19 protein-coding genes and 4 pseudogenes are annotated in these 19,296 nt (G+C 65.0%); 4 read left to right on the forward strand and 19 right to left on the reverse strand.

Annotation, left to right across the window (positions count from 1 at the left end; all coding sequences use genetic code 11):
- Both groL and ACESMD_RS02735 read left to right on the forward strand, forming a co-directional pair.
- On the forward strand, positions 1-1,261 hold a 1,261-nt coding region (groL, locus tag ACESMD_RS02730), incomplete at its 5' end, for a chaperonin GroEL (protein WP_372610114.1).
- A 132-nt stretch (positions 1,262-1,393) separates the two neighbouring features.
- Positions 1,394-2,122 carry an RNA methyltransferase gene (locus tag ACESMD_RS02735; RefSeq protein ID WP_372610116.1) on the forward strand — a complete coding sequence of 243 codons (729 nt, stop codon included), beginning with the start codon at positions 1,394-1,396 and terminating at the stop codon, positions 2,120-2,122.
- 226 nt (positions 2,123-2,348) lie between these two features.
- On the opposite strand, the gene ACESMD_RS02740 is transcribed toward ACESMD_RS02735, so the two are convergent.
- The 10 genes and pseudogenes from ACESMD_RS02740 to ACESMD_RS02785 form a co-directional block, all read right to left on the reverse strand.
- Positions 2,349-3,404, reverse strand: coding sequence for a DUF4105 domain-containing protein (locus ACESMD_RS02740; protein WP_372610118.1), 1,056 nt, complete (start codon positions 3,402-3,404; stop codon positions 2,349-2,351).
- Between the two features lie 79 nt (positions 3,405-3,483).
- Positions 3,484-4,452: a branched-chain amino acid transaminase gene (locus tag ACESMD_RS02745; RefSeq protein WP_372610120.1), complete on the reverse strand. Its 969-nt coding sequence runs from the start codon at positions 4,450-4,452 to the stop codon at positions 3,484-3,486.
- A 42-nt stretch (positions 4,453-4,494) separates the two neighbouring features.
- A pseudogene (locus ACESMD_RS02750) lies at positions 4,495-5,624 on the reverse strand (class II histone deacetylase).
- A gap of 14 nt (positions 5,625-5,638) precedes the next feature.
- Complete coding sequence (locus tag ACESMD_RS02755; RefSeq protein WP_372610122.1) at positions 5,639-6,580, reverse strand: ornithine cyclodeaminase family protein; 942 nt, start codon at positions 6,578-6,580, stop codon at positions 5,639-5,641.
- 1 nt (position 6,581) lies between these two features.
- On the reverse strand, positions 6,582-6,938 hold the full coding sequence (locus ACESMD_RS02760) for a RidA family protein (protein ID WP_372610124.1): 357 nt from the start codon (positions 6,936-6,938) through the stop codon (positions 6,582-6,584).
- A 60-nt stretch (positions 6,939-6,998) separates the two neighbouring features.
- Positions 6,999-8,033, reverse strand: a complete 1,035-nt coding sequence (locus ACESMD_RS02765) for a histone deacetylase family protein (protein WP_372610126.1) — start codon at positions 8,031-8,033, stop codon at positions 6,999-7,001.
- A gap of 16 nt (positions 8,034-8,049) precedes the next feature.
- On the reverse strand, positions 8,050-9,327 hold the full coding sequence (locus ACESMD_RS02770) for a TRAP transporter large permease (RefSeq protein ID WP_372610128.1): 1,278 nt from the start codon (positions 9,325-9,327) through the stop codon (positions 8,050-8,052).
- Complete coding sequence (locus tag ACESMD_RS02775; protein ID WP_372610130.1) at positions 9,324-9,869, reverse strand: TRAP transporter small permease; 546 nt, start codon at positions 9,867-9,869, stop codon at positions 9,324-9,326. The genes ACESMD_RS02770 and ACESMD_RS02775 overlap by 4 nt, the downstream gene beginning before the upstream one ends.
- 128 nt (positions 9,870-9,997) lie before the next feature.
- Positions 9,998-11,071: a TRAP transporter substrate-binding protein DctP gene (gene dctP / locus ACESMD_RS02780; RefSeq protein ID WP_372610132.1), complete on the reverse strand. Its 1,074-nt coding sequence runs from the start codon at positions 11,069-11,071 to the stop codon at positions 9,998-10,000.
- A gap of 138 nt (positions 11,072-11,209) precedes the next feature.
- Complete coding sequence (locus tag ACESMD_RS02785; protein WP_372610134.1) at positions 11,210-11,995, reverse strand: AraC family transcriptional regulator; 786 nt, start codon at positions 11,993-11,995, stop codon at positions 11,210-11,212.
- 160 nt (positions 11,996-12,155) lie between these two features.
- On the opposite strand from ACESMD_RS02785, the pseudogene ACESMD_RS02790 reads away from it, so the two are divergent.
- Positions 12,156-12,476: pseudogene (locus ACESMD_RS02790) on the forward strand (DUF3955 domain-containing protein); the annotation flags it as partial.
- Positions 12,477-12,526: 50 nt separating this feature from the next.
- Here the strand turns inward: ACESMD_RS02790 and ACESMD_RS02795 are convergent.
- The 9 genes and pseudogenes from ACESMD_RS02795 to ACESMD_RS02835 form a co-directional block, all read right to left on the reverse strand.
- Positions 12,527-13,246 (reverse strand): lipoate--protein ligase family protein, encoded by a 720-nt coding sequence (locus ACESMD_RS02795; protein ID WP_372610136.1) that lies wholly within the window; start codon positions 13,244-13,246, stop codon positions 12,527-12,529.
- A 124-nt stretch (positions 13,247-13,370) separates the two neighbouring features.
- A complete protein-coding gene (locus tag ACESMD_RS02800; RefSeq protein ID WP_372610138.1) occupies positions 13,371-14,042 on the reverse strand; it encodes a 2-oxo acid dehydrogenase subunit E2 in 672 nt (223 codons plus the stop codon).
- 11 nt (positions 14,043-14,053) lie between these two features.
- Positions 14,054-14,290 carry a lipoyl domain-containing protein gene (locus ACESMD_RS02805; RefSeq protein WP_372610140.1) on the reverse strand — a complete coding sequence of 79 codons (237 nt, stop codon included), beginning with the start codon at positions 14,288-14,290 and terminating at the stop codon, positions 14,054-14,056.
- Between the two features lie 15 nt (positions 14,291-14,305).
- Positions 14,306-15,337, reverse strand: a complete 1,032-nt coding sequence (locus tag ACESMD_RS02810; RefSeq protein ID WP_372610142.1) for an alpha-ketoacid dehydrogenase subunit beta — start codon at positions 15,335-15,337, stop codon at positions 14,306-14,308.
- A gap of 18 nt (positions 15,338-15,355) precedes the next feature.
- Positions 15,356-16,342, reverse strand: coding sequence for a thiamine pyrophosphate-dependent dehydrogenase E1 component subunit alpha (locus ACESMD_RS02815; protein WP_372610144.1), 987 nt, complete (start codon positions 16,340-16,342; stop codon positions 15,356-15,358).
- A 14-nt stretch (positions 16,343-16,356) separates the two neighbouring features.
- Positions 16,357-16,698 carry a GMC oxidoreductase gene (locus tag ACESMD_RS02820; RefSeq protein WP_372610146.1) on the reverse strand — a complete coding sequence of 114 codons (342 nt, stop codon included), beginning with the start codon at positions 16,696-16,698 and terminating at the stop codon, positions 16,357-16,359.
- A gap of 223 nt (positions 16,699-16,921) precedes the next feature.
- Positions 16,922-17,941, reverse strand: coding sequence for a GMC family oxidoreductase N-terminal domain-containing protein (locus tag ACESMD_RS02825; RefSeq protein ID WP_372610148.1), 1,020 nt, complete (start codon positions 17,939-17,941; stop codon positions 16,922-16,924).
- Between the two features lie 56 nt (positions 17,942-17,997).
- Entirely contained in the window at positions 17,998-18,351 is a 354-nt protein-coding gene (locus ACESMD_RS02830) for a gluconate 2-dehydrogenase subunit 3 family protein (RefSeq protein WP_372610150.1), read from the reverse strand.
- A 79-nt stretch (positions 18,352-18,430) separates the two neighbouring features.
- Positions 18,431-18,655 (reverse strand): annotated as a pseudogene (locus ACESMD_RS02835) (hypothetical protein); the annotation flags it as partial.
- 231 nt (positions 18,656-18,886) lie between these two features.
- On the opposite strand from ACESMD_RS02835, the pseudogene ACESMD_RS02840 reads away from it, so the two are divergent.
- Positions 18,887-19,296 (forward strand): annotated as a pseudogene (locus ACESMD_RS02840) (hypothetical protein); the annotation flags it as partial.

The raw sequence follows: 19,296 nt of genomic DNA on the forward strand, positions 1-19,296 counted from the left end.
CGCGGTGAAGGAAATCGAAGCCCTGGCCGTGCCCTGCACCGACGCCAAGGCCATCGCCCAGGTCGGCACCATCTCCGCCAACGGCGACTCCCGCATCGGTGAAATCATCGCCGATGCCATGCAGAAGGTCGGCAAGGAAGGCGTCATCACCGTCGACGAAGGCCGCGGCTTCGAGGACGAGCTGGAAGTCGTCGAGGGCATGCAGTTCGATCGCGGCTACCTGTCACCCTACTTCGTGACCAACCAGGACACCATGCAGGTCGAGCTGGAAGACCCCTACATCCTGCTGGTCGACAAGAAGATCTCCAACATCCGCGAGCTGCTTCCGGTACTGGAAGCCGTCGCCAAGGCCGGCAAGCCCCTGGCCATCATCGCCGAGGACATCGAGGGCGAGGCCCTGGCAACGCTGGTGGTCAACACCATGCGCGGCATCGTCAAGGTCGCTTCCGCCAAGGCACCGGGCTTCGGTGATCGCCGCAAGTCCATGCTGCAGGACATCGCCATCCTGACCAACGGCACCGTGATCTCCGAGGAAGTCGGTCTGTCCCTCGAGCAGGCCACCCTGGACCACCTGGGCACCGCCAAGCGCGTGACCATGTCCAAGGAAAACACCACCATCATCGATGGCGCCGGTAACGAGGGCGATATCGAGTCACGCGTCAGCCAGATCCGCGCCCAGATTGAGGACACCTCCTCCGATTATGATCGTGAGAAGCTCCAGGAGCGGGTTGCCAAGCTGGCCGGCGGCGTCGCCGTCATCCGTGTCGGTGCGGCTACCGAGATCGAAATGAAGGGGAAGAAGGCCCGCGTCGAAGACGCCCTGCACTCCACTCGTGCGGCTGTCGAGGAAGGCGTGGTCCCCGGTGGCGGTACCGCCCTGGTCCGCGTACTGGCCAGGATCAAGGACCTCAAGGGCGACAACGAGGACCAGACCCACGGCATTTCCATTGCCCTGCGTGCCATGGAAGCCCCGTTCCGCCAGATCGTCATCAATGCCGGTCAGGAAGCCTCGGTCATCCTCAACCAGGTCAAGGCCGGGGAAGGTAACTTCGGCTACAACGCCCAGACCGGCGAGTTCGGTGACCTCTTCGAGATGGGTGTCATCGACCCGGCCAAGGTCACCCGCAGCGCCTTGCAGTCTGCCGGCTCCGTGGCTGGCCTGATGATCACCACCGAGGCCATGATCGCCGATGATCCGGACGAGAAGGAGTCCGGCGGCGGTGACATGGGCGGCATGGGTGGCATGGGCGGCATGATGTAAACCAGCCCTACCCTCCCAGGCACTGCCTGAGATCGACCCCGCCGGGAAACCGGCGGGGTTTTTTGTTCTGCGCTCGGCACTCACTTCTGTAAGATACCCCCACCTCATCAGCCTTCCGCCGACCGCTTGCCCATGCTCCCCAACATCCGCATCGTCCTCGTCCAGACCTACCACCCTGGCAACATCGGTGCCTCGGCCCGGGCCATGAAGACCATGGGCATCACCGACCTGGTACTGGTCAAGCCGCGATGCTTTCCCGACACCGAGGCCACACGGCTCGCCGCCGGTGCCGAGGATCTGATCGAGTGCGCCCGTGTGGTGGACTCCCTGGCGGAGGCCGTGTCCGACTGTGTGCAGGTGGTCGGCGCCAGCGCCCGACTGAGAAACCTGCCATTACCCCATTTCGATGAGCCCGATGCGATGGCCCGGGACCTGGTGGAAAACGCCGCCCATGACCCGGTGGCCCTGGTCTTCGGTCGGGAACGTTCCGGCCTGACCAATGACGAGATCCGCTGCTGCAGTCACCAGGTCAGCATTCCCGCCAACCCCGATTACGCCATCCTGAATCTTTCCCAGGCCGTCCAGGTCCTGGCCAACGAGGTCTTCACCGCCTGGCGGCACCGCCCCGAGAACGGCTACCACCCGCCCCGCGCACCGATGGATCGCCAACCGACTCAGGCACAGCTCGCCCACTTTCACGACCACCTGGGGCGAGTCATGCGGCAGAGCGGCTTTCTCACCCAGCCCCATGCGCAGACCGAGGCGCAGCTTCAGGCCCTCTTTGCACGAGCAAGACCGAGCCGCAAGGAAGTCTCGCTGTTGCGGGGTCTGCTCAGCGCCCTGGAACGCCCGTCGGACTAATCAACACCATTGCCAATCACGCTGCCGCCGTCATCGAGATGTCATGCGGTCGTTATCCCTGTGTCATCCCGACATGCGACAAGAAGATAGCGGCAAGGGACACTGTCGATGGAAGCGCCACGGACGCGATGGGACGGGACATCCCCGAAGGAGGCTTGGCCGGTATCAGGAAGGATACCCAGGGAGGAGTGACAACTCGCCACGATGCAGACCATCGTGGCGTTTTTTATGGCGAATCAGCGTCGTGATTGGCCACCCAACCCGGCCCGCCTTGCCGAATTCGCCGCGAGAAATCCTCGGCATCATCGGCAAGGCGGGCACGCTGGGTGATATCGCCCAGGCGTTGCAGCTCGGCCAGTGAATAGCCCGGCACCAGACCCCCATGGTCATGGATATAGCCCGGCAACAGACTCGACAACAGCAGCCGGTGATCCAGGGGCAGCCGAGGCCCGATGATCCGCTGCATCATGGCGAAGACCAGGGTCGTGCAGTTGGCGGTGATGGTGTGGTAGAAGCGCGGTTCGACTTCCAGGCGGTTGGCCGCCTGGACCAGCGTCAGCAGCAACTCGCGACGATCTTCGGCATCGAGCATCACCGTATAGAGGGTGACACACTCGCCGCGGACATTGCTGCGTAGACGAATCGCGTCGCGTTCGTCTGCGGCGATGACCGCCAGCTCGTACTGCTTGAAGAAGCCACCGATCTCCGAGAAGCGCTCATGCTTCTGGCGTCGCACCTCCACGGAGAAGGTCACGAATTCACCACCCGCCGGCACCACGTCGAGCCTGTTTGCCGCGCCACCGGTGAAGCCGAAGGACACCAGCACATGGGCGATTCCCGGTCGTCCCCAGCGGGAAACGAACAGATCCACCGAGCCCAGCCGCTGGAGATCATAGCGGCGACTTTCCCAGGACGGGAAGGCGCAATCCCGGGTCTGCCAATCGAAATGGCGCACATGATGCAAGGTCAGCCGATCACCCTCGACCGTACCGGTGGCCAGCCGGGCGACATCCTCGGCCCAGTCGAGAGCCTTCGCCGGCTGGATCGTTTGCCACCAGGCCAGCAGCGCGGCCAGCTGTATACCCATCCCGGCAAGCGGCCCCAGGCGGGCACCCTGAAAAGCCAGGAGCAGCCAGATGGCACCTGCCAGGAGCCAGAACGCTATCGCCAGCAACCGCCCAGGGCGCGGTAGCGACAACTGATGCCACAGCGCGACGGCGCCCCAGAGCGTGGACAACAGCAGCAACAAGCGCAGGGCGCCATCCAGGAGTCCGATGAGCATCGTCGTCTCTTCGTCGTGAATATCCCGAGGCTAGCACGGCGGGACAGCCGGCCCTCAACGATGCACGGCGACGGGCTCTTCAGGTCGGTGTCAGCCAGTCGGCGAAGTCCTGCAGGTCGTCGCCGAGATCGCCGCGGGTGACCCGCCGGAAGAGCCGCTGGAGATGCGAGGTCAGCGAGTCCTCGGCGATGGGGTGCTCCGGGGGTGGCGCCCCGGCCCGGGCACCCACTTGCCGGCCATCGAGCTCACGCAGCGGCAGGATCTCGGCGGCGGTTCCGGTGACGAAGGCCTCGTCGGCGGTATAGAGCTCGTCGCGGGTGATGCGACGTTCACGCACCTCGATGCCCAGCACCTCACGGGCCAGACGGATCACGCTGTCCCGAGTGATACCCTGCAGGCAGGAGGTGATCTCGGGGGTGTGCAGCACTCCGTCGCGCAGCAGGAAGACATTGGCCGCCGAGGCCTCCGCCACATAGCCTTCCGGATCGAGCATCAGGGTCTCATCGAAGCCCGCCTTAACCGCCGTGTTCAGCGCCAGCATGGAGTTGACATAGTGGCCGTTGGTCTTGGCCCGGCACAGGCTGATATTGACATGGTGACGAGACCAGGATGAGGTCAGGGCCCGCAGGCCGATGGAAGCCGCCTGCGGCGAAATATAGTCGCCAAGGTCCCAGGCAGCGATCATGACATGTACCGTCAGGCCCTTGGCTCGCAGTCCCAGTCCCTCGGCACCGAAATAGACCGTGGGCTTGAGGTAGGCATTGGTCAGGTGATTGCGGGGGAGACACTGCCGCTGTGCTTCGATCAGCTCGGTCTCGCTGACCGCCAGCGGCATGTCCAGGGAGTGAGCGCTCTCGACCAGACGGCGGGTATGCTCGGCCACCCGGAAGAGGTGGGTTCCGCGCGGCCCTTCATAGGCACGAACACCCTCGAAACAGCCCATGCCATAGTGCAGGGTATGGGTCAGCAGGTGGGTCTTGGCGTCACGCCATGGCAACCAGTCGCCGTCATGCCAGATCCAGCCATCGCGATCATGAAGCGGCGTCATCCTGTTGTCCTCATCACGTCAGTCTCATCGTCTTTTCCCTCTTCACAGCCGACCGGCGGCGGCCCAGGCGTAACGCCAGCCATCGATCAGCTCACGCTGGTGGGGTTGCAGCGTTTGATAGGCCCAGGCGGCGATCTCGTTGTTCTGGGGATCGGGTACCGCTATCCGACTGCCGGCGAGAGCCTGGATCACCGCGTGGCCGCAGAAGGGCACATAGCCCTCCGAATAGCCGCCCTCATGGATCATCACCAGGCGTCCCTGGCAGACACGCTCGGCCAACGCCCTCAGCTGCCGCGTCATCTCGCCAAAGGCGGCACTGTTGAGCAGCATCTTGCCCAGTGGGTCCTTGGCGCCGGCGTCATAGCCGCAGGCCACCACGATCAGGTCCGGCGAGAAGGCCTCGATCGCCGGCAGCACCAGTTCGGACATGGCGTGGGCATAGGCACCGAGGCCACCGCCGGGCGGTAACGGCAGATTGAGGTTGGTACCCTCCCCCGCCCCTCGCCCTGTTCCTCGAAGTCGCCGGTATCCAGAGGGTAATTGCCGGCCTGGTGGACCGAGACAGTGAACACCTTGGCATCCCGATAGAAAGCCAGTTGCTGGCCATTGCCATGGTGGACGTCCCAGTCGAGGATGGCCACGCGTCCGACCTGGCCCAGGGCACGGGCGCACATGACAGCGACCGGGATGTTGCCCAACAGGCAGAAGCCGCGACCACGATCGGCCTCGGCATGATGGCCCGGTGGGCGACACAGGGCATAGGCACGGGGGAGCTGCCCCCTGGCCACGGCCTCCACCGCCGCGATTGCCAGGCCGGCGGACTGACTCGCCGCCGCCAGGCTGCCGGGCAGGTAAGGCGCGCAATCCCCGGCGTCACCCCCGCGGGACCGATCGCCACGCGCCAGTGCATCCAGATATCGACGCGTATGGTAACGCTCGAGATCTTCGTGACCGGCCGGCGCCGACTTGAAAACCGCCAACTCGTCGATGAGACCGGAGACCTCCAGCAGGTTCTTCAAGCGCCGCTTGCTCTCGGGACTCTCCGAGGCGGGGTAAGGTTGCAGAAACTCGGCAGGGACCGAGAAGATACCCAGCGCCCCGATGTCATGCCAGAAGCAGCGCTCATGCCAGAAGAAACCTGCGGCAGACGTTCCTGCGGCAGGCGATCCAATGCGCCCTTCCCCCGTCACGAGGTGGGTTCCTGACGCTCCCAGACCTCGATGGCCGCCGCCAGATCCTCCAGCGAGGCACCCACCGACTTGAACAGCGTGATCGCCTCGGGGGAGGAGCGACCCGACCTCTCGCCCCGCAACAGCTCGGCCAGATCGGCGCGGATAGCGTCGAAGGTGAAGTCGCCCTCGTCGATGGCCTGCAGGATGTCGCCCGCCTCGCCCCTGGCACCGGCATAGGTGTCCACGAAGACCTCGCTGCGGGTCAGGCAGTCGGCATCGGTTTCGCGCATGGTCGGGCGGAAGGCGCCGATCAGGTCCAGGTGGGTCCCCGGTGACAGCCAGTCGCCACGGATCAACGGCTCGGTGGACAGCGTCACGCAGCTGATCACCTTGGCCTCGGGGACCGCCGCCTCCAGGTCGGAGACCGCGGCGGTGTCGAAGCGGTCGGCGTAGTCGGCGGCCAGTCGCTCGGCCTTTTCCGGGTGTCGGCCCCAGATGCGCACCTTGCGGATCGGTCGAACCGCGGCATGGGCCTCGATCACCATGGGCGCCAGCTTGCCGGTGCCTACCACCAGCAGGGTCGAGGCATCGTCAGGGGCCAGCTCCCGGGCCGCCAGGGCCGAGGCCGCCGCGGTGCGCCGGCGCGTCAGCTCGCTGCCATCGAGGCAGGCCAGGGGACGCCCATGAGTCCCCTCACTGAGCAGGTAGACGCCGGAGATCGCGGGTATCCCCTGATCAGCATTCTGGGGAAAGACATTGACCATCTTCACCCCGATATAGCCGGCCCGCTCCCAGGCCGGCATCAGCAGCATGGTGGCCTCGCCGTCGGGTCGATGCATGGCGTGGTGATGGCGCGGCGGCGACTCCACCCCCTCACGGAAGGTCACCGCCAGGCGTTCCACCAGGGCCGGCCAGGGTAGCGAGGCAGCCACTTGCTCGGCGGTAATGATGCGCATCTCAGGCCTCCGGGAGAGCCGCGGTGACCATGATCTCCACCTTCCATTCCGGCTTGGCGAGCTTGGCCTCGATGGCGGCACGCACCGGCGGACGGCCCGGCACCACCCAGGCATCCCAGGCGGCGTTCATCTGGTCGAATTCGGCCATGCTGGTCACCCAGATCTGGGCCGCAATGAGATGTTCCTTGGAGGTACCGGCCTTGCCCAGCAGGTCATCGATACGCCCAAGCACCTGTTCGGTCTGGCCGCGCATGTCGGCGCTGGCATCCGGCGGCACCTGGCCGGCCAGGTAGACGGTGCCATTGTGCACGGCGATCTGGCTCATGCGGGCATTGCTGTCATGGTGGGTCAGGGTCATGGTTGTCGTCTCCGATGGGTTATCGACGATGGGTTATCGACGAGAGTGCCAGGTTGGCACTCAGTCGCCGGTGAAACCGCCCATGAAGGCGGCCAGGTTGTCACTCAGGTGCGCGGTGGGATAGCCCCCCTCCTGCACCAGCACGATGGGTAGATCGAGAGCGGCGATTCGCCGACCCACGGAGATGAAGTCGTCGGTCTCGAGTGCCAGGCCGGCCAGCGGATCATCCTTGTGGGCATCCAGGCCCAGGGCCACGACCAGGGCCTGGGGTCGGAAGGCCTCGAGGTGCTCTATCAACCGGTCCAGGGCCTCGAGAAAGGCCGGCGCGGTACTGCCCAGGGCCAGCGGCAGGTTGACATTGGCGCCAGCGCCGTCCCCTGAGCCTGTCTCGTCGGCACCGCCCCAGAAGAAGGGGTAAAAGTCGTCGGGATCGGCATGCAGCGAGCCGGTCCAGACATCGCCGCGGTGATAGAAGATATCCTGGGTCCCATTGCCATGGTGGAGGTCCACGTCAAGAATCGCCACGCGCTCATGGCGTTCGCGCAGCACCGTGGCGGCCAGGCCCGAATTGTTCAGAAAGCAGAAGCCCCCGGCCCGCTCCGGACCGGCATGATGGCCCGGCGGCCGACACAGGGCATAGGCCGTCTGGTCGCCGTTCATCACCGCCTCGGCGGCGGCCTCGGCGCAGGCGGCGCTGGCCAGGATACCCGAAAAGCTGTCTGCCGCGATGGGGCAGGCCATGTCATGCAGATGCCAACCGGCCTGCCCCACAGGATGCCGGGGATAGTGATATCCGCCGCCGCAAGGGTGGATATTCGGCGCGACCGTCTCTGCTGCGTCGGGCAAGTCACGCCAGCGAGCGTGGATCGTCTCCAGAAAGGTCAGATAACGCGAGGTATGAATTCTGGTCAGTCGCTCGCGAAGGACGCGGCTGTCGCTGTCCGTGGGCGCTGTCAGGGACAGCCCCACCGAGGAGAGACCCGCCGCCAGGAGCTCGGCGCGGATCGGCCCTTCCGGTGACGGCATCGGTCGGCCGCGCAACAGGAAGGTCGGCGGTGCATGGCGCTCCTGGTCGGGATGATAGAAGAACTTCATCACGGTGTTCTTGGCCTCATTTCAGCAGGGAGGGAACCCAGGTGGACAGTGACGGAAAGACGACCAGCAACAGGATCACCACCGCGAAGGCCACGTAGAACGGTAAGGAGGCGATGATCGCCCGTTCGAAGGGCACATTGGCGATTCGCGCCGCCGTCATCAGGGTCATGCCCACCGGTGGTGTGACATTGGAGATGTTGAGCACCACGATCATCAGGATGGCGAAATGCAGCGGATCCACGCCCAGCTGGATCATCGCCGGCACCAGCACCGGGGCCACCACCACCAGGGCCGGCAGCACGTCCATCACGGTGCCGATCAGGATCAACAACAGGCAGACCATCATCAGTTGCAGGAAGGTCGAGTCGCTGAAGGTGGTGATCAGGCCCGCCGCGTCCTCGGCGATGCCGGAGCGGGTGACGAACCAGCCGAGCACCGCCGAGGTCGCCAGCAAGAAGAACACCACCCCCGAGAAGCGCACCGTCACCACCAGCGCATGCCAGATCTTCAGCCAGGTGAGGTTGCGATAGAAGACCACGCCGATGGCGATGGTATAGACGGCGGCGAAGCCCGAGGCCTCGGTGATGGTGGTCAGTCCCGAGAGGATACCGCCGAGAATGATCAAGGGCACCACCATCGCCGGCAGCGCCACCAGGAAGGCTACGGCCGCCGCCTTCAGGGGCGTGGGTGCCTGCTTGGGATAGCCCCGTTTCCAGGCCAGGAAGAAGCTCACCGCCAGCAGTGCCAAGGCCATCAGCAGGCCGGGAATGATACCGCCGGCGAAGAGATCGATGACCGAGATGTCGCGCAGCAGCGTCGCATATACCACCATCACCACGCTGGGCGGAATGATCGGGCCGATGATCGAGGAACAAGCGGTGATCGCCGCGGCATACTCGGCGTCGTAGCCCTGTTTCTTCATCTCGGGGATCATGATCTTGCCGATGGCCACGGTATCGGTGATCGCCGCGCCGGTCAGGCCGGCGAAGAACACCGACACCGAGATGTTGACGTGGGAGAGGGCCCCGCGCACCCGCCCGAACAGCGCATTGTTGAAGGCGATCAGCTTGTGGGTCAGCCCGCCCTGGTTCATCAGCTCGGCGGTGAAGATGAAGTAGGGCACGGCGATCAGCAGAAAGCCCGAGACGCCGGAGAACATGCGATCGGCGATGATGCCGAGCATGCGCTCGCCTCCCATGGCGAAACCACCCGCCAGCCCCGACATGGCCATCACCACGGCCACCGGGGCGCCGATCAGCAGAAGCACCACAAAGGCAATGATCGCGGGCGTCATGAGCGCCCCTCCAGGTCGGTGTTCTCGATGAGCTCCTCGATCATCGTCTCGTCATCGATGAAGTGCTCAAGCAGATCGAAGCCCTGCACCAGGTGCAGCAGGATGATGACACCACTGAGCGGCACAACGATCGCCGTGAACTTGCTGTGGATCTGGATCTGGTCGGACACCATGTAGACCTGACTGGCTCCCTCGAAATAGCTCCAGCCATACCACACCAGCATCAGGGCGAAGAGCGCGATGACGCCGAGGCACAGCACGGCCGCCACCGTCAACAGCACGCGAGGCAGACTGCGCACCAGCAGCGTCATGGCCACGTGCTCGCCATAGCGCAGCGAGATGGTCATGGACAGAAAACCAATCCAGGGCAGGAAGAGACGAGCCAGGGAGTAGGTCCAGCTCAGGGTGCTGCCCGTAAACAGCTTGTAGATGAAGGCGGTGAAGGAGATACCCAGCATGGTCAGGATGCAGGCCACACAGAATACGATCGCGACCTGGTTGACCAGATCACTCAGGCGGCGTAAGGGCGCAAGAAGACTCATGGATGACCCTCGAGGCGCGACGATGGCCGCCGGGCGTTATCCCGGTGGCAGATGGGTAAGGGGTGCCAGGGACGACGGCCATGACGGGCCTGACATCCTTGACACCGGATCAGCGGGGACGAGGGCCATTACTGGCCGTAGCGACTGACATCCTCTTCGGCAACCGCTTCCTCGACCCTGGCCACTTCATCGAGGAAGGCGTCGACGCGTTCGACCTCGATACCGAAGTCCTCGACGATCCAGTCCCTCCAGGCGGGGCGGGCAATCTCCGCCATGCGCTGGCGCTCCTCGGGCGGCATGATGTAGCACTCCTCGAAGCGCTCGCAGGACTCGATCCAGCTGGCCGTGGCCAGGGCACCGGCCAGGCCGTGACCCAGCTTGATGGCCTCTCGGGCCGAGGTGACGATGATCTGCTGTTGCTCCTCGCTGAGCTCCTGGAACCACGCCTCGCTGACCAGCCAGGCGGCGCTGTTGTAGACGTGCCCGGTCAGGGTGGTGTAATCGGTCACCTCATCGAAGTTGTAGGTGACATTGAGCACCGGGGCATTGAACTGGCCATCCGCCAGGCCGGTCTCCAGAGCGGTGATCAGCTCGCCCCACGGCAGGGGCGTCGCCGAGGCCCCCAGGGCCTTCATGATCGCCACATGGCCCGGGTTCTCCTCGGTCCGAATGTTGAGCCCCTCGAGGTCCTCCATCGTCTCGATCAGTCGCTCGTTGTTGGTGAAGGCCACGAAGCCGCCGCCATCGTCGAAGGTCCCGAGGTAGCGCATGTCGGCCTCCTCGATGGTGCCGGACATGAAATCGGCAAACCATTCACCATCGAAGAAGGCCCAGGCCTGGCGCCAGTTATCGAACAGGAAGGGCGCCGTCATGAGCTGGTAATCATCATAGAAGGACGACATGGCGCCCGTGGTGATGATGGTGGACTGCAGGGTGCGGCCGCCCTGGACCTCGGACGCCGTCTCCACTTCCGTGCCCAGCTGTCCCCCACCGAAGATCACCACCTCGACCTCACCGTCGGTGCGTGTCTCGACCAGGTTCTTGAAATGCACCAGCGCCGGATAGACCTCATTGTTGGCCATATCCTCGGGCAGCAGGGTCGTGATGGCCATCTCGGTGGACTGAGCCTGAGCCTGGGTACTGGCGATGGCCAGGGGCAGCGCGGCCAGGGCCAGGGCCCCGGGGAGTGTCTTTGCTTTCATGGTCAACCTCTCGTCGTCTTGACATTGTCGTGACCCACCCCATGGCTCCGGGTAAAGGACCCAGGAGGTGGCTTACTTCAGACTAGGACAATTCGAGCCGAAATGCTTGCCCGGAAGTCCGAGGCTCTTGCCCTGGACTCAGATGCCTCCGCCAATATGGCGCTGGGCGGATGGCGAGACCGAAAACCGCCGCCGATAGGCGCGAGAGAAACTGCCCTGGTCACGGAATCCGACCAAGGAGCCGATTTGGCCGAGACTCAGGCCGCTGTGGCTGACCAGGGTACGGGCATGTTCCAGGCGCCGACACTGGACATAGGCGAGCGGCGTCACGCCGGTCAACTCGCGAAAGCAGGCATGGAAGTGTCCCACGCTCAGGGCACAGAGTCCGGACAACTGCTCGACCCGGATCTCGTCGGCCAGATGTCGGTCGATCCAGCCATCGAGCCTGGCGAAATCGAGTCGGTTGCTGCCAGGTTGCAATCGGGCATTCACCGCCTCCTGCAATGGCTCCCCCGCGAGGTGAAGATAGAGGGCGCGCAACAGCAGGGCCGCGATCTCACTGTGTAGTGCCGGGCATTGCTCGAGTTGCACCATCAGGCTCCCGGCCAGCTGATTGAGCCGCGGCGGGACACTGAAGAAACGCGGTCGGTCGAAGAGGCGGGCGATATCCCTGCCGTCGCGCAGCCCGTCCAGACCCTCCAGGGGAATGTCGAGAACCAGCGTCGGGTTCATGCCATCGCCCTGGTACTCATGGTGTCTGGCACAGGGAATCAGACAACCGCGACTCGCGGTCACCCTTTCTCCCAGGCCCTCGACGTCGAGTTCGGTGACGCCGGAGGTTGCCAGGATCAACTGGTGAAAATCATGAGCATGGGCCACATGCTCATGACCCAGGACACGGGCGTGAAGATCGAGGAAGGACATGGGTATTATCGGATCGCAGTCGCCATCGACTGGTTCAACATGCCGGGAAGGACCATGGAAAGCAAGCTAGGGCGGCCTTCTCCTGTGCAACGGGCACCGTGTTGATAAAGCGCCGCGATCACTGAGCTACCCTCTGGTATTCTCGATCTGCCCTGCACAGATGCTATGGGTTCGCAACGCCAATTGTCCCAGCCTCGGGGAGTCGACCATCAGCACCCTGATCATTCCGGTGATCGGCGTCGACAGTGCCAGCTTCCTGCTGGGCGGGCCCCTGCACCTGGCCGACCCTGCCGACGTCCCTTCATTCGCCGCCAGGGAGACCATCACGGATGACAATCTTCAGCACCAGGTAGTTCTTTCCGATTTATTCCTCACGACCGCCAAGGTATGCGGCGTCGCGTACCGTCTCATGGGATCGCAGGTCGATGCTCGAGGTGTGCTCCACGAGCCGTTCTTCCTGATCCCGCTGGGCTGGCTCTCGCTGTTGCTGGCTGGCGGGACGAATGCGACGGCGTCGCCAGGGCGGACGATTCAGTCGGGTGGCGGGGCAGCCTCGGGCATGGCATGCCCCGCCACCAGGCCTTCCAGCAGCCATGGCATGGCGGCCTCGAGATCCAGGTCGGGCAGGACGTCGCGCAGGGCGATATGGCTCGCCGCCTGGAAGCGCTGGGGATCGTCGATGGCGACCTGGAAGGCGTTGACCACGGCGACCAGCGCCTCGGGGGTGTCGTCCACCTGCATGGCGCCGTGGACCAGCAGGGCCATGTCGCGACAGCCCCGCACACGCCGCCAGCGCTGGGCAGTTCCGACCAGCTTGCGTCCCCGGATACGAACGTTGAAGCGCCCGTCGCAATAGGCGCCGGGCGCCGGGCCCAGGTCGGCGTCCGCCACGCCCAGAAAGGCGAGCCAAGTGCACCAGGGATCGCCCAGGCGGTGATAGCCCCACTCGAGGTGCGCCGCCGAGCTTCCTACCCGGCAACGCAGGGCCAGCGCCAGGTTGATCACTGCCGGACTCTGGGGCACCGGGGTGCCACCGGTGACTCGAAACAGCACCGGCCAATCCATCGCGGCCAGTCGGTTCCGGGCGTCGGGGAAGCCCGCCAGACGATCGTGGCGCCGGGGCATCACCAGGGCGCGATCGGTGGGCGACCAGGCCAGCCCGGCGTACGACGTGTCACCCTGGCAGACCGTATCCAACAGGGCTTCCTCGGCGGCGAGGCCCTCCTCCACCGAAGGGTGTTGCACGGTCATGGGGACACTCTCGGGCTCGTCGGAAATGGGCACCCTCCTGGTCAGAACGTCAGTTCGTGGATACAGGCATCGAGCGCCAGCCTGCCGAAAGACACGCAAGCCTAACGGGAAATACCCCCGACGCTCACCCTTGCTCGTCGAGTTCCGCGTCGAAGGTCAACGACAGGCCGATCATCTCGGCGGCTCGAAAACCGCCCGCGTCGTCCGGCACCACCCTCGCCTCGGTGCCGCCGATGCCCAGGATGGCGACCTGGGGCACGTTGAGGATCGGTGTAAAGTGGTGCACCCGGGAACGGCCCAGGTTGGAGACGGTGAAGGTCGCCCCGGTCAGCTCGCGCACCGACAGCTTGCCGGCGCGGGCCTGCTCCACCAGGTCGCGACGCGCCCCGGGCAGCGCACCCAGTTCGATCGCCTGGGCGTCGAACAGCGCCGGCGCCAGCAGCAGATCATCGGGTAGCGGGATGGCGAGGCCCAGATGTACTCCTGAGTGCTCGGTAATGCGGTTGTCCTCGAGGGTCGCGTTCAGTGCCGGAAAGTCCGGCAATGTCTGCACCACCAGGCGCAGCAGCACGTCCTGCACAGAGGGCGGCGTGAGCCCGGCGTCCCGGCAATGTTCGCGCAGGGCCTGAACGGCCCCGAGCTCGGCGCCGGCGTGGTGGGTCAGCTGGGCGGTCGATTGCAGGCTCTCGCGCATCCTGGTGGCGATCATGCCGCGCATCCCGCGCAGAGGAATCTCGCGCGGCTCGGGCCGGCGCGCCGCCCCCTCGGCGGCGCTAGGTTGGGTGTCGAGTGGCATGGGTGGCCTCCTCAGCCGTCCAGGCTGGCGATGGTGGTGCCCTTCTCGACCACCTCGTCTTCCTGCTTGGCGATGGTCAGCCGGCCTGCGGATGGTGCCTCGATCTCGTACTGAGCCTTCTCGACCATCACCTCGGCCACCAGGTCGCCCTGGTTCACCTGGCTGCCGTCGTCGACCAGCCAGGCGGTGATCACGCCCTCGTTGTCACCTTCCCAGAGATCCTCTGGTACGGTAATCGCGGTGCTCATAAGCAGTGTCTTCTGTTATTGACTCATCATCTGGTGGAAGGCGTCGACGATCTTGTCGGCATTGGGCAGCGCCCACTGCTCCATGGTCGGGGTGAAGGGGATCGGAATATCCGGGTAGGCGACGCGTCGGGGCGCGGCCTTGAGGCAGGCGTGGTCGTGCTCGGCCACGCTGGCGATGATCTCGCCGCTGACGCCGTAGCTGTGGTAGTCCTCGTCGACCACGATCAGCCGGCCGGTCTTGGCCACCGAGGCGCGCACCGTCTCGCGGTCCAGCGGCACCAGGCTTCTCAGATCGACGACCTCGACGTCGAAGCCCTCCTCGCCCAGCGCCTTGGCGGCGCGCAGGCAGTGGTGCACCCCGGCGCCCAGGCTGACCAGGGTCAGGTCCCGGCCTTCCTTGACCACCGCCGCCTTGCCGATCTCGACGGTGTAGCTCTCCTCGGGCGTCGCCACAGTGGCGCCCTTCTCGGTGCCCAGCCAGCCCATGCCCTGCAGCGACTTGTGGTACATGAACACCACCGGGTTGTCGTCACGGATCGCCGCGGTCATCAGGCCCTTGGCGTCATAGGCGTTGCTCGGCACCACCACCTTCATGCCCGGCAGGTGGGCGAAGGTGCCGTAGAGGCACTGGGAGTGCTGGCCGCCATCGGAATAGCCGCCGCCGGTGGAGGTCATCAGCACCATCGGCACATTGACCTTGCCGCCGGAGAAGTAGGTGTTCTTGGCCATCATGTTGTAAATGGCGTCCATGCACACGCCGAAGAAGTCGACGAACATCAGCTCGACGATGGGGCGCATGCCATCCGAGGCTGCGCCCACCGCGGCGCCGATGAAGGCGGTTTCCGAAATAGGGGTATCTCTGACGCGTTCGCCGCCGAACTCCTCATGCAGGCCCCGGGTGTTGCCGAAGACGCCACCCATCGGGCCCACGTCCTCGCCCATCACGAAGACCGACGGATCCTGGCGCATTTCCTGGGCCGTTGCCTCGGCCATGGCCCGGGCGATGGTCAGCTTGCGGGAGCTGGTAGCAGTTGTTGTTGCAGTCATGTGAACTCTCCTTGGCAATCAGACGAAGACGGTCTCGAGCGCCGCCTGGGGGGGCAGGAAGTCGCTCTCCTGGGCGAAGCGGATGGCCGCCTCGACGCGTTCGTGGGCCTCGCCGACCAGTTCGGTATCGGCGGCCTCGTCGAGCAGCCCGGCCTCGATCAGCATTTGGCGATAGCGAGGGATGGGGTCGCGCTGCTGCAAGCCCTCCTTCTCGCCTTCGGGGCGATAGTCCTCGCCGTCGCCCATGAAGTGGCCGGCCAGACGCGAGGTTTCGATCTCGATCAGCGTCGGCCCCTGGCCGTCCCGGGCCCGGGCGATGGCCTCGCCGGCGGCGGCGAACACGCCCTCGACGTCGTTATCGGCGACATGCACCCCGGGCATGTCGTAGCCGCTGGCGCGCACATCGTTGCGCGGCACGGCGGTGCAGGCCTGCTTGGCCACCGAGATGCCCCAGGCGTTGTCCTCGATGACGAACACCACCGGCAGATTCCACACCGCCGCCAGGTTCAGGGCCTCATGGAAGGCGCCCTGGTTGGCCGCGCCCTCGCCCAGGAAGGCCACCGCCACACCGGGCTTGCCCTGCATCTTTCTGGACAGGGCGGCACCCGCCGCCGGCCCCAGGCTCTCGCCGACAATCCCCGAGCATGAGAAGTTCACGGTGGGATCGAAGATGTGCATATGGCCACCGCGACCGCCGGATAAACCGGTCGCCTTGCCGAAGATCTCGGCGACCATGGCATTCAGGTCGACGCCCTTGGCCACGGCGATATGGTGCGGCCGGTGGGTGGCGACGACCACGTCCTCGGCGTTGAGGTGGGCGCAGACGCCTACCGCACATGGCTCCTGGCCGTTGGAGAGGTGCATCTCACCGGGGATCGGCCCCTTGGCCATGTTGAATGCCGGGGTCTTGCCCTCCATGTAGATCGTCTCGATGCGCTCCTCGAGATGACGGCTGGTCACCATCTGACGATACATCCACAGCCGCTGGTCGTTAGTTGGTTGCATAGGGAGTCCTCCGCTCAGAGTTCTTGGCGCTGCATGCGCTCGGCGATGTGATCGGCCTGACGCAGCGCTAGGGCGACGATGGTCAGGGCCGGGTTCTCGGCGCCGCTCGAGGTGAACTGGCTACCGTCGGAGACGAAGAGGTTGTCGATGTCGTGGGCCTGACCCCACTTGTTGACGACCCCGTCTTCGGGCCGGGCACTCATGCGGTTGGTGCCGACGTTGTGGCTGGTGGGGAAGTCCGGGACCCGGAAGATGCGCTCGGCGCCAGCGGCCTCGTAGCAGCGACGCGCCTGCTGCTCTCCGTGGCTGCGCACCTTCGCGTCGTTGGGGTGATCGCCCTTGTAGACGACGGGCACCGCCAGGCCGGGCAGGCCCCGTACTGGTCCTTCCTAGTGTCGTGCAGGGTGATGCCGTTTTTCGAGGGTGTCAAGTTTTCTGTGTAACTGATGTCGTCAGACTGTCATCCGGTCACCGAACAGGATGGCAAACTGGTTGAGTGCGGCCGCCCAGTTATGGATCGGTCGCGACCACTTTTTGGCGACGTTGCGCAGGCCGAGGTACAAGACCTTGGCGATGGCCTCATCGCTGGGGAAGGCGCGCCTCGTCGGAGATGATGCCGGCGAAGGTGGTGCCCCTGTGCATGTGCACGGGCTTGGGCATCACGCCGAAGATGCAGCTGGTGGCATGGGTCATGTAGTTGCGCCCCACCTGGCCAGAGGAGTTGGCCAGGCCATCGGGGAACATCGCGGAGTGGGAGTTGAGCAGCAGGCGCGGCGACTCGATGGAGTTGCCGGCCACACACACCGCCCGGGCCCGCTGGCGATGCTGATTGCCATCGCCATCGACATAGACCACCGCCGTGGCCCGGCCCTTGTCGTCGTGCTCGATCTTTAACGCCATGGACCGCGGCCGCACCTCGCAGTGGCCGCTGGCCTCGGCGCGCGGGATGTCGGAGTACATGGTCGACCACTTGGCGCCGAAGCGGCACCCCTGCATGCAGAAGTCGGTCTGCATGCAGCGTCCGCGCTCATCGTACTCCTCAGTGTTGACGGCCATGGGGCCGGAGCGCAGCTGCTTGTAGCCGACCAGCTCGGCACCGGCAGCCAGCACCTTGAAGTTGTTGTTCCACTGGTGGTACGGCATGCCGGTGGACTCGCCGGTCACCCCCATGTGGCGCTCGGCCTTCACATAGTAGGGCTCGAGATCGTCATAGGAGATCGGCCAGTCGAGCAGGTTGGCCCCTTCGATGTCACCGAGCTCGCTGTGAGAGCGAAATTCGTGGGGCTGGAAGCGCAGCGACACGCCGGCCCAGTGAATGGTGCTGCCGCCCACCGCCTTGACGATCCAGGCCGGCAGGCCGGGGAAGGTCTCGGTAAGCTGACGGGGGCCGGCGGTGATGCGCTCGTCGAGCCAGGAGATCTTATTGAACATCTCCCACTCGTCGTTCTCGATGTCGTTCATCTGGTAGCGCTTGCCGGCCTCCAGCACCACGCTGTTGATGCCCTTCTTGGCCAGAGCCTGGGCCAGGGTGCCGCCACCGGCACCGGAGCCGATGATCACCACCACACTGTCGTCGTCATCGGCGAAACGGGTTGCCATTGCGTGTCTCCTCTCGATTCGGTTCTTGTTGTCCTGTCACACCGGGGTGCCGGGCGTCACAGCCAGTCAATCACCAGGTCGTCGAAGCCCCGGTAGAGGTAGCCGCCCTGCTCCCAGGACGATCCCTCGTAGCCGAAGTACGGCTCCCACAGCTCGGAGTTGTCGTAAAGCCCCACCACCAGGGTGCCCCGCACCGTCTGGAAGAACTCGCCGTCCTCGATCTGGCGCAGCAGCGCCGTCCGGTCGGCCTCCGCAGCGATGTCGCTGTAGTTCTTACCGTGGGTTTCACGGGCACGGCGATTGAGGTCGGCCAGACCGTCGGCGATCAGTGCCCGCTTGCTTTCCAGCAGCGGCTCGAGGGGGGGTGAGGTAGTAAGTGTCGGCGATGGCATCGTGGGGGTAGATATCACGGCCCATGCGCAACAGGCCGGCGGCCAGGTCGGGCTCGGCCAGGGCCCAGCGCGGCCAGAGGCCACCGGCGCCGAGCGCCATGCCGCCAACCAGGGCGCTATGCCCGGAGAGGGTGAGAAAACGGCGCCGACTGAGCGTCGACGCTCCTTGGGAATGGCTCATGGCTTGGCTCCTGTTGTTATGTGAGAACTTGTGTTGTGTGAGAACTTGTCTCGCATTGTGATCAGCCAGGGCGGCCATTCGGCCGCACACCCTGCCATCGCATCTTTCGTGCCAGAAAGCGCCGATATAAATACAAAACATTGTTTTTAAAGGAAAGAATCAACGATAAAAAAGGCAGGAAGCGGCGCCATTCACCGCGAGGTGAACGGCGGATATTACACCCGGCGTGACAAGTGCGTTTACAGGAAGCGTTACAGGTGTAACAGGAGAGCGACGAAGGTCGAATCATCGGTGACGTCTCAGAGGTCTACCTTGAATGACAGGACAACAAAACCCGATGACACGCCGGCTCGCCGGCGCAAGGTCACCTTCATGAGCACCGCCCAAGCACAGCGAGAGCATGTCGCAACGATCCTCCACGCCCTCGACCGCCCCGACGATGGCAAGGATGCGGTCATCGAGCGTTCCTGGCGTCGTTGCATCGACCGGTACGGTCTTGACCCCACGTCGCCCAGCCCGCCCCGCTATGTCCCCGACCGCACTCTGCGCGAGCACCAGGATCAGGCAGATGCCTTGATTCATGTGGCGCAAGCCGGGGTAGAGCAACTCTATCGCCAGGTAACGCCACACGACTATGTGGTGCTGCTTACCGATGCCCGGGGCATCGCCGTGCAGTTCCTCGGCTCGAGTAGCGACCAGCGCGAGCACCAGCGTACCGGCCTCTATCTGGGGCCGACTGGAGCGAGGAGCATGCCGGCACCTGCGCGGTGGGCACATGCATC

Source organism: Halomonas sp. (assembly GCF_041689495.1).
GTDB lineage: Bacteria > Pseudomonadota > Gammaproteobacteria > Pseudomonadales > Halomonadaceae > Halomonas.

Coding starts and splice junctions, on each gene's coding strand:
- ACESMD_RS02735 (WP_372610116.1), top strand. CDS start 1,394: ATGCTCCCCAACATCCGCATCGTCCTCGTCCAGACCTACCACCCTGGC.
- ACESMD_RS02740 (WP_372610118.1), bottom strand. CDS start 3,404: ATGCTCATCGGACTCCTGGATGGCGCCCTGCGCTTGTTGCTGCTGTTG.
- ACESMD_RS02745 (WP_372610120.1), bottom strand. CDS start 4,452: ATGACGCCGCTTCATGATCGCGATGGCTGGATCTGGCATGACGGCGAC.
- ACESMD_RS02755 (WP_372610122.1), bottom strand. CDS start 6,580: ATGCGCATCATTACCGCCGAGCAAGTGGCTGCCTCGCTACCCTGGCCG.
- ACESMD_RS02760 (WP_372610124.1), bottom strand. CDS start 6,938: ATGACCCTGACCCACCATGACAGCAATGCCCGCATGAGCCAGATCGCC.
- ACESMD_RS02765 (WP_372610126.1), bottom strand. CDS start 8,033: ATGAAGTTCTTCTATCATCCCGACCAGGAGCGCCATGCACCGCCGACC.
- ACESMD_RS02770 (WP_372610128.1), bottom strand. CDS start 9,327: ATGACGCCCGCGATCATTGCCTTTGTGGTGCTTCTGCTGATCGGCGCC.
- ACESMD_RS02775 (WP_372610130.1), bottom strand. CDS start 9,869: ATGAGTCTTCTTGCGCCCTTACGCCGCCTGAGTGATCTGGTCAACCAG.
- dctP (WP_372610132.1), bottom strand. CDS start 11,071: ATGAAAGCAAAGACACTCCCCGGGGCCCTGGCCCTGGCCGCGCTGCCC.
- ACESMD_RS02785 (WP_372610134.1), bottom strand. CDS start 11,995: ATGTCCTTCCTCGATCTTCACGCCCGTGTCCTGGGTCATGAGCATGTG.
- ACESMD_RS02795 (WP_372610136.1), bottom strand. CDS start 13,246: ATGACCGTGCAACACCCTTCGGTGGAGGAGGGCCTCGCCGCCGAGGAA.
- ACESMD_RS02800 (WP_372610138.1), bottom strand. CDS start 14,042: ATGCCACTCGACACCCAACCTAGCGCCGCCGAGGGGGCGGCGCGCCGG.
- ACESMD_RS02805 (WP_372610140.1), bottom strand. CDS start 14,290: ATGAGCACCGCGATTACCGTACCAGAGGATCTCTGGGAAGGTGACAAC.
- ACESMD_RS02810 (WP_372610142.1), bottom strand. CDS start 15,337: ATGACTGCAACAACAACTGCTACCAGCTCCCGCAAGCTGACCATCGCC.
- ACESMD_RS02815 (WP_372610144.1), bottom strand. CDS start 16,342: ATGCAACCAACTAACGACCAGCGGCTGTGGATGTATCGTCAGATGGTG.
- ACESMD_RS02825 (WP_372610148.1), bottom strand. CDS start 17,941: ATGGCAACCCGTTTCGCCGATGACGACGACAGTGTGGTGGTGATCATC.